The organism is Nocardia vaccinii NBRC 15922, from assembly GCF_001613305.1.
In the GTDB taxonomy this organism is placed as follows: domain Bacteria; phylum Actinomycetota; class Actinomycetes; order Mycobacteriales; family Mycobacteriaceae; genus Nocardia; species Nocardia vaccinii.
The window spans coordinates 1-15,793 of record NZ_BDCC01000100.1; the positions used below are offsets into that span (position 1 = coordinate 1).

13 protein-coding genes are annotated in these 15,793 nt (G+C 61.0%); 3 read left to right on the top strand and 10 right to left on the bottom strand.

Annotated elements, in window-relative coordinates; genetic code table 11:
- Positions 1 to 656: 656 nt before the first annotated feature.
- Entirely contained in the window at positions 657 to 1,856 is a 1,200-nt protein-coding gene (locus tag NV1_RS41020; RefSeq protein WP_157117760.1) for a phthiocerol/phthiodiolone dimycocerosyl transferase family protein, read from the bottom strand.
- Positions 1,857 to 2,990: 1,134 nt separating this feature from the next.
- Here NV1_RS41020 and NV1_RS44365 point away from each other — a divergent pair.
- A complete protein-coding gene (locus tag NV1_RS44365) occupies positions 2,991 to 3,365 on the top strand; it encodes a hypothetical protein (protein ID WP_157117761.1) in 375 nt (124 codons plus the stop codon).
- Here the strand turns inward: NV1_RS44365 and NV1_RS41030 are convergent.
- From NV1_RS41030 to NV1_RS41060, 7 genes are all read right to left on the bottom strand, one after another.
- The gene (locus tag NV1_RS41030) at positions 3,326 to 4,051 is read right to left on the bottom strand and encodes a class I SAM-dependent methyltransferase (protein ID WP_157117762.1); all 726 of its coding nucleotides are present in this window, start codon (positions 4,049 to 4,051) and stop codon (positions 3,326 to 3,328) included. The two genes, NV1_RS44365 and NV1_RS41030, sit on opposite strands and share 40 nt — an antisense overlap.
- A 323-nt stretch (positions 4,052 to 4,374) precedes the next feature.
- Positions 4,375 to 5,355 carry a helix-turn-helix domain-containing protein gene (locus NV1_RS43035; protein ID WP_169813556.1) on the bottom strand — a complete coding sequence of 327 codons (981 nt, stop codon included), beginning with the start codon at positions 5,353 to 5,355 and terminating at the stop codon, positions 4,375 to 4,377.
- A gap of 1,012 nt (positions 5,356 to 6,367) precedes the next feature.
- Positions 6,368 to 6,925 (bottom strand): LOG family protein, encoded by a 558-nt coding sequence (locus NV1_RS41040; protein ID WP_067904943.1) that lies wholly within the window; start codon positions 6,923 to 6,925, stop codon positions 6,368 to 6,370.
- Positions 6,922 to 7,299 carry a hypothetical protein gene (locus NV1_RS41045; RefSeq protein WP_157117764.1) on the bottom strand — a complete coding sequence of 126 codons (378 nt, stop codon included), beginning with the start codon at positions 7,297 to 7,299 and terminating at the stop codon, positions 6,922 to 6,924. Before NV1_RS41045 ends, NV1_RS41040 begins: the two co-directional genes overlap by 4 nt.
- Positions 7,300 to 7,310: 11 nt before the next feature.
- On the bottom strand, positions 7,311 to 7,967 hold the full coding sequence (locus NV1_RS41050; RefSeq protein ID WP_067904949.1) for an isopentenyl transferase family protein: 657 nt from the start codon (positions 7,965 to 7,967) through the stop codon (positions 7,311 to 7,313).
- Between the two features lie 226 nt (positions 7,968 to 8,193).
- Positions 8,194 to 9,231 (bottom strand): pyridoxal phosphate-dependent aminotransferase, encoded by a 1,038-nt coding sequence (locus NV1_RS41055; protein WP_067904952.1) that lies wholly within the window; start codon positions 9,229 to 9,231, stop codon positions 8,194 to 8,196.
- Positions 9,231 to 10,868: a thiamine pyrophosphate-binding protein gene (locus tag NV1_RS41060; RefSeq protein ID WP_307631438.1), complete on the bottom strand. Its 1,638-nt coding sequence runs from the start codon at positions 10,866 to 10,868 to the stop codon at positions 9,231 to 9,233. The genes NV1_RS41055 and NV1_RS41060 overlap by 1 nt, the downstream gene beginning before the upstream one ends.
- A 455-nt stretch (positions 10,869 to 11,323) precedes the next feature.
- Between NV1_RS41060 and NV1_RS41065 the strand changes: the two genes are divergently transcribed.
- On the top strand, positions 11,324 to 11,656 hold the full coding sequence (locus NV1_RS41065) for a hypothetical protein (protein ID WP_157117766.1): 333 nt from the start codon (positions 11,324 to 11,326) through the stop codon (positions 11,654 to 11,656).
- Between the two features lie 193 nt (positions 11,657 to 11,849).
- Positions 11,850 to 13,025 carry a PucR family transcriptional regulator gene (locus NV1_RS41070; protein WP_084526722.1) on the top strand — a complete coding sequence of 392 codons (1,176 nt, stop codon included), beginning with the start codon at positions 11,850 to 11,852 and terminating at the stop codon, positions 13,023 to 13,025.
- A 261-nt stretch (positions 13,026 to 13,286) separates the two neighbouring features.
- Here the strand turns inward: NV1_RS41070 and NV1_RS41075 are convergent, their stop codons facing one another.
- Together NV1_RS41075 and NV1_RS41080 are read right to left on the bottom strand one after the other, a co-directional pair.
- The gene (locus tag NV1_RS41075; RefSeq protein WP_245714195.1) at positions 13,287 to 14,426 is read right to left on the bottom strand and encodes an ISAs1 family transposase; all 1,140 of its coding nucleotides are present in this window, start codon (positions 14,424 to 14,426) and stop codon (positions 13,287 to 13,289) included.
- A 287-nt stretch (positions 14,427 to 14,713) separates the two neighbouring features.
- Positions 14,714 to 15,793 (bottom strand): LuxR C-terminal-related transcriptional regulator (locus tag NV1_RS41080; RefSeq protein ID WP_218027368.1); only part of this gene is annotated, 1,080 nt, incomplete at its 5' end.

Below are 15,793 nucleotides of genomic sequence, written 5' to 3' on the forward strand. Positions count from 1 at the left end.
CTAGGTAGCCCTATACCGCAGTGAACGCCAGACCGAGGCGCTGGCAGCCCTGCAGCGGATCGGTCACCGTTTCCGCGCCGACAAACGCAATTCGGCTCCGCAGGTGCCAATGTCGGGACGACACTTGCTGTGTCGACCCGCACGATGCTGTCGAGACGGTCCGCCGGTCGCTCCAGGCCGAACAGTACGACATCGTATCCATCGGCACTGCAATCCGATTCAGCCCGGACAGCCGTTTGCTCGACACTATTGTCAACCTCTCCCATTCATTACAACCGCACTGCAGATTCGTGTTCGATCCGATACAACTTCGTGAGGAGAGATTCGCGGCTTCCACAAGAGCCGGTTCCTGTGCAAGGCCATCAGCCCCGACCACACCGGAGACACCATCGGGCTCGAGGACATCCAGGCGCCGCCCGCAGCGCCTACCGGCACCGGCTCGGCGAGCAGATCAACGAACGCATCCCCGCAGTGACCGACCACCTCCCGGAGGTAATCGAGATGACCTTGCCGGATGCCCTGGTCACGGGCGCCCGGTGGGCGTTGAGGAGATCGGTGCGTGCCCGGGAGTCGTGCTGCGCTGCGCGAGTGGGCACAGCGCGAGGTCTGTGGCTTCGAACGGGTCGGTCAGCCGACCGAAGTCGGAGTAGGTCGGGTCACGCCAGAGAACGAAGGTGGGATTCGAGCGTTGCGATCCGTTGCCGGGCTGAGTCGATGTCGTCACCGGAGGCTCCGTTCGGCAAAGCGAATTCGATGCTCACTCGCCCGTCGAATCCGTGGACGATGTAGAGAGGGAAGGGGAATCCGGCCGGCGCGGGTCGGCAGTCCTCGAATTCGAGTCCGGCGGGCGATCGTAACGGTGGAACGACACCCCCGTTACTGCAACGTACCTCGTCGGGATCCGGCGGCACCGAATTCCTCGCGGTTATCAGAGCATCTCGTTGGATGCTGCCGTCGCCGAGATCGGTGCGCAGTTGTTCATTGATAGCGCGTGCCAGATCGACGAGTTCGATCGACTCGGCCGTAGCCCGGTAGACAGAGAAGCCGAACACATTTGTTCCCGCAGTGAACTCCACCGGAGGTGTGATGTGGGTCCGAAGGTCCACCAGGAAGCTGTAGGCGATATCGGCTGGCCGAACGTTTCTGATATCTGCTTCGGTCCGCACAATAGCGGCGGACACCAGGCCGTTAACGGTTACTCCATGATGGCGTGCCGCCTCGATGAGCGCGGTAGTGACCCGTTTACTGACGTGACAGCGCAGTTGCGTCATCGTACGATCCGGCTCGATATAGCCTGCCGCCGACAGCTCGATTCCCGCCGACTTTTCTGGTTCCGCATTATCGACATCGGGTGTGCCGATACCTCGGTCGGCGAACAGTTTCTCCATCGATTCGGGATAATCATGAACCATCGTGTCGGGAATTTTTCCCTCGACGATGTCGGTATAGAAAGACCACAGATCGCAGAGCATCGCCACCGAATGGTGGCCGTCGGCGATACTATGGTGGGTCAGGAAAGTCACACTTGCGCACTCGCCGTCCCTTACGACATGCAGCCCGGAAAGGACGCGGCGCGAACCGAGTGTTACACCGCTCAGCGGCTGGTCGGGATCACCAGTGTGCACGCTGACACCGGGCAACGGCCCAGACGGTTCGACGATCAGATGGCCTCCATCGACGGTCTCCACGTGTGCAGCCAGCACAGGGTACGAGCGTCGCAACGCCTCGAACGCAGCAGATAACATCGGCATGTCCAGCGCACCACGAACTCGCACCGAATATCCGACGAAAACTCCCAAATCGATGAACAATGCCTCACTTGGAGCAAGCCGACGAATAGATTTGACCACAGTCACCACAGAGTCCTTCGCATATGGTTCTCGTCACAAAATTGCAGGATAAGGTCTTCGGAGGTCCGGATTTGTCGCCTCATACAGGAGACAGCGATAGCTAACCACGACGGGGATCCCTCAGCGGCACTTCGACAGCTTGAATTACTCATTTGTAGAACGTCCCTCCGAGATGGTCGACTCTGTGCGATGTCAGCTACCGAGAAAGATTACGGATTGCAGTCGTAACCAACCGTTCGGTGATTCGCCATGGAAGTCGCAGGGGATTCAGGCCGGAGTCGAATACCCATACAGGTAAAAAACATGCGTACAAATGATCGACAACCGTCATCCTAGTGGAATACTTCTGATAGCTGCACTACATTGCAGAAATATGCTGGCGAGTAACATATGCATGATCCCGCTACAGTGGTAAATCATGATTACAAAAGCTCCGCTTGTTATGTAATCCCACTTTCCCGACTCGTGCAGGTGCACCTGCCCGTACACGGCCCGCCTCGATATCGAAATCCAGAACCGTGATGCTCGACATCTGCGCCCGGCAGCGGCAACGCCGCTCGCCCGGCCGCAGCCGTGCGGCTACTGCCGGCGATGTCAGCCCGTCGTCTTCGCGCGGCCCGCCGCCGGAATCTTGTGCGGGATTGCTCGGACATGGAGCGGCTACGGTGATGTGCACAGGCAAATTCGAAAGCTCGCAGTGCCGTTCGTCCAAGACGATTGGCCGACTCTGAAGTGTCCATCGTTCGGTAATGGCGCACCCTGGATGGGCATGAGCGTGCTGGAGAACGATCGAGCCGGTGACAGTATGAGCTGAGCCGCCGCGGCGGCTCGAAAGATCATCATCTGTTCGATGTTCTTCGCGGTTACAGGTAATAAGGTCTGGAATCGACTGTCTTCGGGCAGCTATTTCCCTCCGCCGGTGCCGTGTGGTCGAGAGTCCGAAAGGCCGGGATAAGCACTCCCGGATGCTCGAGGTAGGTGCCGACTGTGGCTGATCGGGTCGGGCAGACCGTGGTGGTCGGGGTGCTGGAGGAGAGCGCCGAATAGGTCTTTCATCGGGAATTCTTCGGCTGTCGACTGAACCTCCCCGCGCTCGATGCGGTCGGGATCTGCCGGGAGCGCTGCTGAAGGCACGACTGAGTGATCGAGCTCGACATCCGCTCGTTCTTCGACAGCGTCAGGTGGGATCTGGTCGGCAAGACGGTCGCCGCGGTCTGCGACCGGCCGCAAGCGATGTGTCAGTGGCCGGATCGGCTGCGCGATGCCGATGTGCGGTCGTTCAACGATATCGACTCGCTGTTGATCACAACCGTTGAGCCGAACCGCTCCAAGCACCATAACGAATTCGCTTGCGGCCCTGGTCTACTCATACACGGTCGATATGCACCAGTGAAGCGTCGCCGACCAGTTCCGCTCGGCGGCCGCCCTATGGCACCGGGCACGCGGTCGGCGCACCCCACGGGTCAGCCTGATATTCATCCATCATCCCGACCGGCGATCAAGACAAGCGTCTGATCATCGCCCTCATCTATTTCCGAGTGCGCCGGCTGTACCCGAATACCGAAGCCGGATTGCCGGAAGTGTTCGATCAACCTGTTCAGATGCGGGTAGCTCCGGCCCGTGATCTCGTTCAGCGGATGCAACCGGACTTCCCCGCGACAAACCCGAAGAAGCTCGGTCACAGCTGCGATGTGGAATTCGAAGTCGAATCGGTCGACATAGGTGAACAACAGAAAACCTGAGAGAACCAGCGAAAACGACCCATCTTCGAAGGGCAACTGCGGCAGAGCCGCAGCAACATAGTTGCCCTGCCCCTCCGACTCGGACTTCTCATAATCGGCCAAGAACTTCTCGGCTCCGATACGCCAGCGCTCCCAGTGGTCGGAACCATCGTTCCGCAGAAACCGAAAGCGGTCCGGTTGCGCGGAAGCCCATGCGCGCATTCTTACCCACTCCGCATCGAACAGCTTCGCGAAATCGGCCGGCGAAAGATCATAGCGGCAATCCACGCTGACGCACCGGCCGCCCGATGACCTGACGGTGAGACCAAAATCACTGGCACCACCAGGGCAATCCAGGATCGGGCCCGACGAGAGATCGGATTCGCTCAGTCCAAATATTGATCGATATTCTTCGTACGTTCGAGGTGTCACGAGTATTTGGTCGAGCTTCGGCGTGGGACGAATCGGATGTGCGTTCATTTCAATCTTTCTGTCTGGGTATGCCCGCTCCACTGCCTGCGATACCGTCGACACGATCGGATACCCGAAAACCGGGTATCGCACCTGCGAACGACTGATACATTTTCCGCACTTTCCAGTACCTGCCTTTCTCACAGAAAAAGGTAGTGCCATCCCGGCTGACCGGTCGCCGCTCGATCCGATACTAGTTCAGACCGGACTCGAATCAAATGCTCACGCGGGTAAAAGCATGCGCATAAATTATCAGAGTGGGTGAACGTGGACCGACCTCGCCGTCCCATGCCGGATGCACCCGGGCGGCAGTACGGCGGCACACAACCGCCTCACCTCAAGTCCGCCAGCCAAGCAATCGATGCACAACGAAGCACTGGCATAGCCGACGGATCGGCAGGGTCGAAGCCCGCAAGCGAGCGAATTCTGCGGAGTCGGTAGTCCAGTGTTCGCAGGTGAATATCCAGCATTCTGGCCACCCTGGTCCGATGTCCGTCGTATGTGATCCACGCCGCCAGAGTCTCCGCCAGCTTCGTTTCGGACGCAATTTCCCGCATAAGCCACTTCGCTTTTCCGAGCATCTCCGGATCGGCACTGAGAACAATTCTCTCAAACAATATCCGCCTAGTATCGTAACAGCCTGGTGGGTACTTCAGGTGGCGCACGGTCGAAATGCTCTCCACGCAATCTTCTATTACTTCGGGAATGTCCACGACCGACACCGCCGACGTAGAAGCGGACACGATTGGGACTTCGATATCCGCGCACACCCGGTTGTGCAACATATCGGCCGTCGCCTTATCGAAAGAGTTCGGAACGAGTAGCGCCAGGCTATCCCCGACCACGGACCACAGCACGTCCATTCGCTCCAGCCCATTCGCAATTCGGCGTAGTCTTCGACCAGCGCGATCTCTCGACCTGATACCGGCGCTCGGCACGGCGACCACGTCGTCACCGGAAAATCCCGCCTCCGCGTATATCGTCCCGACCTCACGCAGCGGTTCCAGGTCGCACTCTTCGAACTTTCTTCCACCTTCGAAGAGGGAGATACTTCCAAGATATATGGTTTGCAGACATTCCCGGCAGCTCTCGCGCGATTCGAGCGGCAATTTCGCATGCTTCTCGACCTCGTCGTCCGCAGCTTTCAAAGAATATTCGACAACTGTGCCGCTATGCGAAGTCAAGAATGTTGCGACTTCATCGCGCATGTCACTGCTAAGTCTTCGGCCTTGCATCAGCCCCCTCCTTTCCGAACTCACTGCATGATAAGCAACATGAGCAACAAGCAACTCGAAGACTTCCAGATCAGCCATCGGCCACATCGGTGGGGCTCCAGACAAGGCGATTGCCAATGGCGATTCTAACGGAAGAAGTGATAACATCTGCGCCAATTGTCGAGCCTGTTTCCGAGTGACAAATTCATGATCCCGCCATAGTGACACGGCACAATTACAGAACAAGCGGTCCGATTCTCATGAGACCCACCTTTCCGACTCACGCATGGCATCTGCAAACAGGCAGCCGTATCGACACAGAAACAGACCGACGGGTCCCTGCGTCATCTGCTGCCGACAACTCGTCCCCACCCGAGTAACGTCCCGAGCGCACCGCCGCGGACCCTTTCATCACATTCGTCATTCGAGACGGCCCAGATACCGAGCTACGCGATCACCGTCCCAGAAAAGCTTGACAACACCGCCTGGGGATACCCCCGGCCACGCGTCCCAATTATACGCATCCTCGCCTGGTCGAGCGATTTCCGAGGACGTCGCGGGCGCTCGAGATTCAATCCAGCGTTGTGCCGGAATGCGGAACAAACACTTCGCACCCGACCGCAACCTCATTAGGTTCGATATATGACAGAATTGATGACATATCACATTCCTGAAATAGTAGTCGGCTCGAAGAGTGATCGTGCTCATGGGGCCGATATGATTGCGGCCTGACATGCGGAGGGAACCTTCCAAATCGACCGGAACGAAAGTCAAGAGATCATCACCCGCGATGGATTTACGGCAAACAAGCGATTCTTCGCAGACCGATGGGATACAAGACCCAGCACACGATCGATATGACCTATACGGGATATATTGCCTCAGGCGAAGAGAACACGGCCGGCAAGCCCGTTTTACTCGGAGATCTACACTGTCGCCAAGGACCTCCCCTGGATGATCCTCGGGTGCGGGCAGGGTGGCCGTGCTACGCTCCGACGAAGATTTCCAGCAGCGGCATCATCTTCAGCATCACGGTGACCAACTGGCGGTCACCGCTGTATTCGGTTATGACAAGCACTCTCGTTCGATAGCTCGGGGCGGCGACGCAGCATCACAATCTGGTCCGTAACGCCGCGAACGCATCGGACACGCAGCTGGCCACCGTCATCCGTTCCAGCGCGGCATTTCCGACGAAACCCTGGATCTGCAGTTCGCTGATCCATTCGAACAGTCCGCGGTAGTGGCCATAGGGATCGAGCACTACCACGGGTTTGTCGTGCATGCCGAGATCAGCGCTGGTCCAGATCTCGAGGAACTCTTCGAGGGTGCCGATACCGCCGGGGAGGGTCAGGAAGGCGTCGGCACGATCTGCCATGATCTGTTTGCGTTCTCGCATGGTTTCGGTGACGAGTAGTTCATCGGCGTGGATGTCGGCGACCTCACGGTGCGCCAAGTGTCTCGGGATGACGCCAATGGTGTGCGCACCACCGGCTCGCGCAGCGGTGGCGACCGCGCCCATCATGGCGACGCGCCCGCCGCCGGAGACCAATTGCCAACGACGATCAGCGATTTCGGCACCCACCTGAGTGGCCAAAGCCAGGTGCGCGGGATCAACCGTGCTCGCCGAGCAGAACACGCATACCGAATATCGGCGCGCGGACCGGCTCACCGGTTGCTCGCCGTTCCATCGCGATGGTCATCATCTGAGTCACTTCGCATGTAAATAACATCGAAGGTGTGCGGGTTACAGCTGTGGAGCGCACCCCCACGATCGCGCAGGATCCAATGGCCGATCGGGATGGTCTCCACGCCGCTGCCTCGATACGAGAGCAGTATCGGCACCGATCGGCCGCCTGGCGACGGCGTCTGTTCGATATGAACGAGATCTCCAGCCCACTCCACGATTTCGATGTAGTTCTTACCGGTCCAGCAGATGGTTTTCTCCGCCATCGGTCGAGGACGGAACGAGAAGGGACCTCCCCCTTCGATGCCGGCGTCGGCTGCAGCTTCACACATATGCGAATCACTCCGGGTAAGAAACACGATGGGAATCCTCAACCGAACAGGTCGGTGAATGCCGCGTACTGTTCGCGGCCGTGCTCGGCGTGGGCTTGGGCTATGCGTTCAGCGAGTTCGAGCCCCGTGGGTTCGCCAGCGGTGATACCCGCCAGGTCCCGGGGGTCTGTCTGGGTCTGCTCGCACCACTGGACGAGGGCCTCGAATCCGTTGATGGAGGCGACGAATCGCCGTTGCCGAGTGTGCTGCCAGGCGGCTGCAAATTCCTCCAGCATTCCGTTGCCGAGCATTCGCAGGGCCCGCTCGCGGAGGCGATCGAGGTATGTCGATTCGTCGCGCAGTTCGAGAACACGGGCGGTGAACCGGAACTCGAACTCGTCTCTGCGACGCGCGAATTGGCTGAGCACGGAGATCGAGCCGCCCTCGATGACAACGCGCTGGTGGTGTCCGGTCAGTATTTCCACGCGGTTCAACAACGAGAGGGCCGCTTCGAGCGCCGGGTAGTCACCGTCGGGGACAACACGGTCACTCAGGTGAAATCTGTTCGCCGCGCCGGTGAATCGGGCGCTGGTCGAGGGCAGATCCACATAGCACTGGATGCGGTCGGCGACCACTACCGGTGCCTGCATCTCGTCGGCCAGTTCCATGGCTACTTCGGTTTTACCCGATCCGGTGGGACCGGCTATCAGCAGCACTTCCGCCGTCTCCGGTAAAGGGCCGCTCTCCGTTGCGGTCTCGCCTCGGTCAGGTGACGATGCCGATACCCCGGCGACTGATGCCGCGGCCGTTCGACTCGATAGATGGCCAGATTGATCGTGCTCGAACATAATTCACCGATTCCGTAGTTCAGGTGCGCAGTATGCGCGGCGAGCGGGCAGCACGGTGCGCCCCGCCTCTGCTCTGTAGGAGCCCGCCGCAGATTCAGGTCAGCACGGCCCCTAGAGCCGCGCAGGTGTACTCGATTTGGTCCCGGGTCCCGATCGTGACGCGGATCCATCCGGGTAGCTCGAACCCGGCGAGATCACGAACGTAGATCTGGTGGTCGTCGGCTAATCGAGCCGCGACCGCTGCGCTGTCGCGGCTACCGGTGGAAACCATCACAAAGTTGGTCACCGACGGCAGATAACGCACTCGCGCCTCGTGCAGTCGGGTGAACATCAATTCTCTCACTTGGGCGGTCTGCCGCCGGACGCTCTCGACGAACTGCTCGTGTCGCACCGCGATCGGAACTGCTCGCTGCGCCATCGGGTTTACGCTGAACGGCAACGGTCGCCGCGCTTGCCATAATTTGTCGATGAGTCGCGTCGGCCCGACCGCGTATCCGACTCGCAGTGCCGCCATGGACCACGCCTTGGAGAAGGTCCGCAAGACGATCACCTGCCGGCCTGCCCGCACCTCATCGATTGTGGACCGGGCCTCGACAGAATCCATGTAGGCGAAGTCCATGTAGGCCTCGTCGACGACGAGAACGGCGCCGGTTGCCTCGGCCACATCGATGAGCTCGCGGATCTGGCCCGGCGCGAGGAGGGTTCCGGTCGGATTGTGCGGGTTGCACACGAAGGCCAGGTCAGTGCCCACGCTGATGGCCTCGACCATGGCTGGCGCGGCAACGCGATAGTCTTCCAGCGGGACTTTGCGGATCTTGCCGCCGACCGATTCCGAAGACGAAGCGTAGCCCGGGAAAGTGCGGTCGGTCAGCACGACGTTGCCGCCGTAGCCCGCGTAGGCGTGTACCGCGAGCAGTATCAACTCGTCGAGCCCATTACCCACCGCGACCATATGATCCGGCACGTCGTGGTGGTCGGCGATAGCTGCACGAAGATCCCGGCACTCGCTATCGGGATACCGGTGGCAATTCGCCATGATTTCCTCGGCCACTGCCTCCCGCACGCCGTCGGGTGGACCGTACGGCGACTCGTTGGTGTGCAGATACAGCGGTAAGGTCGGACTTCCCGTCATCACCGTGCACCTACCCCAGCACCGCGATCCAGTGCCCGTGCTATCGACTGCGATGTGGGATTCAGGTACTCCGGGGTCACCGCGACGTCGATGACCACTACTCCCGACGAGTGGCCGAGCGCGGAACGGAGCTTGGGCAAATCGTTCAGGCCGGCGACCCGGACGGACCGGGCTCCGAAAGCCGTGGCGAGAGCACAGAAGTCGGGCGTTTTGTAATCGGCGTAGTCCGGCGGCAGCTGGGCGCGGCGGAGATTGTGCCGTTCCTGCGCGAAACCGCCGTCGTTGAGGATCACGACGGTCAGCGACAGTTGCTGACGCACTGCCGAATCGAGTTCGGCCAGGCTCATCATCAGTTCGCCATCTCCGGTGATATGGAACACACGCAACTCGGGGCGGGCCACGCAGGCTCCGATCGCTACCGGAAGGGCTTGCCCTATCGCACCGAAATCAGTTGAGACGCAGCTCCATTCCCGCGCTCCAGTGGGCGGTATGAGTTGGGCGGCGGTGACCGCGGCGTGTCCCCCACCGATCACCACCGCACGTTCGACGGGAAGCTGCCCGAGCACGACCTCCAGCGCACACCGCGGATCGAGTGTGCTCGCGGTGTTGTGCCACGGCCGATCGTCGATGGGACGCCGGTCCGCGATTATGTCGACGACGGCAGCACACGGCGTTCGTGCCGCAGTGTCGCCGAGGAGGGCGAGCACAACGGCGACGCCGGTGGCGGCCGTCGTATGAAGCGCGATCCCCGTATCGCGAGCCTCTGCGACGACAGATCGATCACTGTCGATTCGCACCACTCGCGTGGATCCGGCGAACCCGGGTATCGCCATAGGGTGCAAACTCGTTCCGACGGCAAGCACGACATCGCATTCCCCCAACGCGCGCAACGCGCGACCGTCACCCATGGCTCCGCATACGCCGGCATCGAGCCGATGCCCGGCGAACAGTCCGGCCGCAGGCAAGGTGGTGGTCAGAACAGCGCCGAACCGCTCTGCGAAGAAACGTAATTCGTCCACGGCCGCGCTGGCGCCGGAGCCGGCGACCACGCCGATCTGCCCGGCGTCGGCCAACGCCGCCGCCGCGGCAACAGCTTCGGACGGCAACATATCCGGCTCCGCGAGCATTGGCGGACTTGTATCCGCGGGAATGGGCGACTCCTGCACATCCACCGGTATGCTCAGTACATACGGTCGGCCGGAACGCAGCACCGTGGCAGCACGCTCCCATTCAGCGCGCCACTGCGCCGCTTCGGATATCCGCCCGGAGCCGCTGGCGACGAGACGACCGAACCCTAACTGGTCCAACTGTTGTGGATTGCGCGTATCTCTCGTCCCGACCTCCCCCGCCAACACCAGCACCGGTGACCAGTGCCCGCGCGCAACGGCCAGCGCCGTCCCGGTGTTGGTCAGTCCAGGCCCTGCTGTCACCGTCGCAACCCCGAACCGGCCACTGGAGCGAGCAAATCCGTCGGCCATACTCACCACGGCGCTCTCATGTCGACCACACACGACTCGCATGCCGTGTCGAAAACCCAGGTCGCACATCAAATTCTGATTAGCGTTACCCATCAGTCCGAATATCACATCGACACCCGCACCATGGAGGGCATCGGCTAAGCCTTCACGCACACGCACACTGACCTCTGAAAAATAGCCGGAGAATCGCCACAAGCTGTTTCGAATACACGGAAACTGAATTGCTCGAGATCGAGGCTATCCTCGGCGTTCAACCCTGCGCAATGCTCACAAGAGGAAGGCATGACGCGACGAAATACCCAAAGTGACAATCGGCGCCCGATCAGGAGATCCGCCGGTATAGAAAATGAGGTGATCTCACCATGGTGGGCGACAGGTTTCGGGCAGTGTGATGGAAGCCCTTAAGGGACACACTGATTGGGTGCTGGATGTGGAGTGCCGGTGGAGCGGTACTCGCCACAAGCCCGGCTCCACCACAGGGACTCCACGTGATCGCTTATGCTCGACGCCCGCCCGGGAACTGGTGGAGTACGTGTCCCGGTTGCCGGACGCGCAGCGCCCAGCCCTGGGTACCCGCCGCGGCAGCTGATACGCTGACCTGCTGGATGCGGGCGTTGTTCCTGGTGGTGTGGTTCCGCAAGCAGGAAGATATCGCGGTGCTCAGGGCAGGATTCGGTGTCAGCCGCGCCACTTCCTACCGCTACCACGGCGAAGGCGTCACCGTGCTCGCCGCCCAGGCCCCGCATCGCAGCTGGATCTTCCGACCGGGCAACCGGACCTACAACGCGCCGCTGCGCGAGCTGCGATGTCTCGGCGAACGCGGCTTCGCCATCCCGGTGGGCCGCTGGCGCGCCGTGCGCCACTTCACCGGCAGTCCCGAGAAAATCGGCACCATCGTCAAGACCGCGCTCGTCCTCACCCGCTTCCAATACCGCCGAACCGCTTGAAAGTCGGCGAGATCACCAATGCAACCGCTTGGTATCAACTCGACAGCACCTTGAACAGCAGGCCCCCGACTGAATTGGTTGAGATGGCGATCTGGGTGTATTGTCGGCCGATATAGATTTCAGCCCTGGATCAACAGGTGCATCGCGATCGGCTGCCCCATCGAGGAAACAGCTGAACGATAGGGGTTTCCGAATGACGGATCGGATTACGACCGGCAAAGAAATGGATCGTCTCGTCGAGTTCCTGACATCACACCTCTCGAATATCGGTGACGCGACGATGGCCGCCAACGATCACGCCATAGCGGCACATAGCAAGTTATCCGCACGGCAACGCCAGCATTTCAAGCAGCTGATGTATCAACTCGGCTCGAACGTTGTCGAAGGGTTCCAGTTGGACAGGGATTTCGATCGGGTGAATACCGATCCGGCACGTGAAATGGCACGTATCTACGCGGACTCGGGCTTCGTCGAGCAGGACGTGGCGCTGTCGACGACCATCGCCATCAAGACCGCGATCCGCTACGTCTTCGAACATGGCGCGGAAAACATGCTGCCCGATCTGATCGAGTTCGCGTCGTACAACCGCCCCGCCGCTACGGTGTTCAACCAGGTCATGATCCAGGAATTTCGAGCCCGCCTGCTCGGACCGGGAAGCGATCACCCCGTGCGACTGTTGGCCGGAAACGCTTTGATGCGCGGCGATACGACCGACCCCACACTGACAGAGTCGGATCCCGAGGCCTCGTATTCAATCGCGCGAATCGCGACACGAAGGGATGACGACCGAACGGAATACATCCGCAACACCTGGCACCGCGTCGCCGATGACTTGAACGAATCGGACGTCTATTGGTCGTTGGCCGACAACGACCTCGTGCTGATCTACCCGCATTCGTTGGACATACGATCGGCGGAAATTACCCGAGAAATGGCGGCGAAGCGACTGAGTGCACCATGCTGGGCGGCAATATCACCCCCGGTGTCCGCATCCAGTATTCCAGTGGCCGCTGCCGAATGCGAGGAAAGCCTCTGCTGCATTCAGCGTCTCGGATATTTACCCAGGGTCTACGAATCGAGGTCAATTCTCTTCGAAAGAATCGTCCTCACTGCAGATCCTGCGCTCCTACGCAAGGCACGAGAACTCTTGCAGGACGTGCCGAGCCAACCCAAACTGGCCGAAACTCTGTATGCCTGGATCGCGCACAGCGCGCGCCGAAATGCAACCGCTCAATATCTCGGCATCCATCCGCGAACCCTGGACTACCGGCTGCGACGGATGCGTGCTGTCACCGAATTGGACCCCACCGATTACTCCACCTTCCCGCTGCTGCGGACTGCGGCAATAGCGTCGTCGGCCGACCGATGAATGGGACAAATACTCACCCAGTTGCTCTGTTACTTTCTATCAAACTAGGATCGAGCATCGGGGTCCAACCAGCATCGTCCGATAATATACAGTCCGGAGGTTATATTTCCTGGATTATTACAGTGAGTCCTTTTCATCCTCAGTGAGGTTATCTCACCGACTTTCATTTGGCCCGGCGGTATTCGAAATGGGTGAGGACGAGTGCGGCTTTGACGATGGTGCCGATCTTGTCGGGCTGCAGGGCCTCGGCGAAGTCGCGTTTCAGCAGGTGAGTAGTAGTTCGACGGGCCGGTTGAAGTCACGGGCGTGATGTCGCAGAGCGGCGGCGATGTTGGTGTGGCCGGCGAAGCGGAACAAGCTCAGGACCGTGTTGCGGAGGGTGGCCATGACCTGCCCGGCGGTGCCGGTGCGGGCCTGATGGCGGTCCTCGTCGAAGGTGGTATCACGCACGAAATGGACAGAATTTTCAATTCGCCAGTGCTTTTGCAGCCATTCGGCTATCTGGTGGTGGCCGGCATCGAGTGCCGACAGGCTGGTCACGACGTACACGGTTTCGCGGGTCTGTTTGCGGGTGCGGCGGTGTCGGGAGACGACCGTGCGGATGCGGGTGATGCGCAGGACCTGGACTGCGCCGGGGAACCCGATACCGGTCTCGATCTCGGTAGCCTGCAGGGTGCGGGTCTCGATTCGTCCGTGGGCGGGTTTGCCTTTCACCCGGTCGAGTTCGGGAATCCGCTTCCAGGGCAACGCTTTACAGCGTGCCCGCAACAATGGCTGATTACCCTTGACGCAGAGGACGTAGTGAGCGCCGGCGTCGATGATCTGCTGCGCGGTCTCGCGGCAGGTGTGCGCGGCGTCGGCGGTGATCACGCACCCGGCGATGTCGAGTACACGCAACAGTTTGCGCAGCATGGGGACCTCGCTGGTCTTGCCGTCCACGCCGATCTGGGCTATCTTCGCGCCGCTGTGCTGGCAGATCCCGGCCAGCAGATGGGTCGGATGACCGGCCGCGTCTCGGGCACCCCGCAGCGTCTTGCCGTCGAACGAGATCACCTTCACTCCGCCGATCATCTTGGCACGCAACCACATCCATGCCCCGATCGAGGTGTCGAGGGCGTCGGCGTCAAGGCGCTGCAAAGTCCGGCGGATGGTCTTCTCGCTCGACGCTCGGCCGGTGACACCCAGGCGCGCCAGTGTGGCCGCCGGGGAGTCGCCGGCCCATTCCCCGATCGCGGCGAACGACCGCGCCCCGCCCAGCATGGCCGCCAGCGCCAGCAGCAGGATCGGCGCCAGCCCGTATCGGCGACCTCGACGCTTGCGGGGATCGGCGACCCGGCCGATCACCTCCAGCAATCCACCGGCATACCAGGCCGGAATCGGTTCACCGCGTGGTGGATCCATCGTATCGGCGACCGTGACGTGTCACCCGTGCCCGCTCCGCATCACAGAACCGTGTGCCGCACAACCAGTTACCCCAGATCAGCGCCACTCAAGCCGACAACGCCGAGGCCCTGGCCACCGTGGCACTCGCCAGCACCGCCCTCCTTGCTGCTGGAGATGAGGCGGCGAATAACGATCTGCTACCGGGAATCGCGAGCGGACACCGCGCACGGTAAACATGCCTGGAACCGTCCAATTGCTGAACCGCTATGTCTGTCGAGTGGATGATCGGTGGGTGGAGCGACAGGTCAAGGATTCTGTCGTTCGGTGTCTTCTGCGATCCAGGCTGCGATCTGCGCACGGGATGTGAATCCGAGCTTGCTGAGGATGTGCTCAACATGGCCGTCGGCCGTGCGTTGAGAGATCACCAGTTTGGCGGCGATCTGCTTGTTGGTGAGTCCTTCGGCGACGAGGTCTGCGATCTGGCGCTCACGCTTGGTCAGAACTAGGCCCGGACCTGACGTGGGCGTAGTGTCGGTGGGCTGCTCGCCGAGTGCGAAGGCTACGGCTTCGTCCATCCCCATCGCCCGGCCGCGCCGGTAGGCCGCGTCGAACTTGCGTGTGCCGAGGGCGGTGCGTATGACCCGCACAGATTCATCGTGGTGCGGCGGCATCATTGGGACGAGGCTCGCAATGTTGCCCACGGACTGGTCGAGTTCCTGGGCGGCTCCCATCAGTGTGGCCGCGCGCTCGGCGTCGCCGTCGGCGGCGACCGTCCAGGCCAGCGCATCGAGGCTCGCCGCGGCGAGAACGGGGCTGCGCACGCGCCGGTTGACTCGCAGTGAATCCTCGAACAGCTTCATCGCCCGGGACTGCTCGCCCAGCCGCCAGACGGCAACACCCATGCCCCACAACGCCACCGACCGGAGAAACGATTCGCCGCATGCTTCGGTGATGGAAAGTACTTGCTGGTGACGGTCGATCGCTCGCTTCTGATCACCGGCCAGTTGGTGCGTCCCCCCGAGCAGGATTGAAGCGATAACGTAGAGGTGTTCCCGTTTGTTCGAGCTGAGCACCTCGACGGCGTGTGCGAGGGAGGAAGATGCGAGCGCAAGCTCCCCGCGATAGAGGGCCAGGACGCCGTCGGCGTAGGAGATCAGTGCCTGGGTCATTGGTGTGGGCGTCTGTTCGGCGAGCACGCGCGCCTTTTCGGCGAGACCGGCCGCTGCCTGCAAATCGCCTTGACACGTCGCCATGAAGCCGCCGAAAACGAGGGCTTTGACGCGGTCGGCTATCCCCTGTCGGGCAGGGTGTTTCGTGACTCGGTCGATCCAGCGCCGCCCCTCGCCGTACAGACCCCGAAAACTCCAGAACGGGAGCAGTGCCAC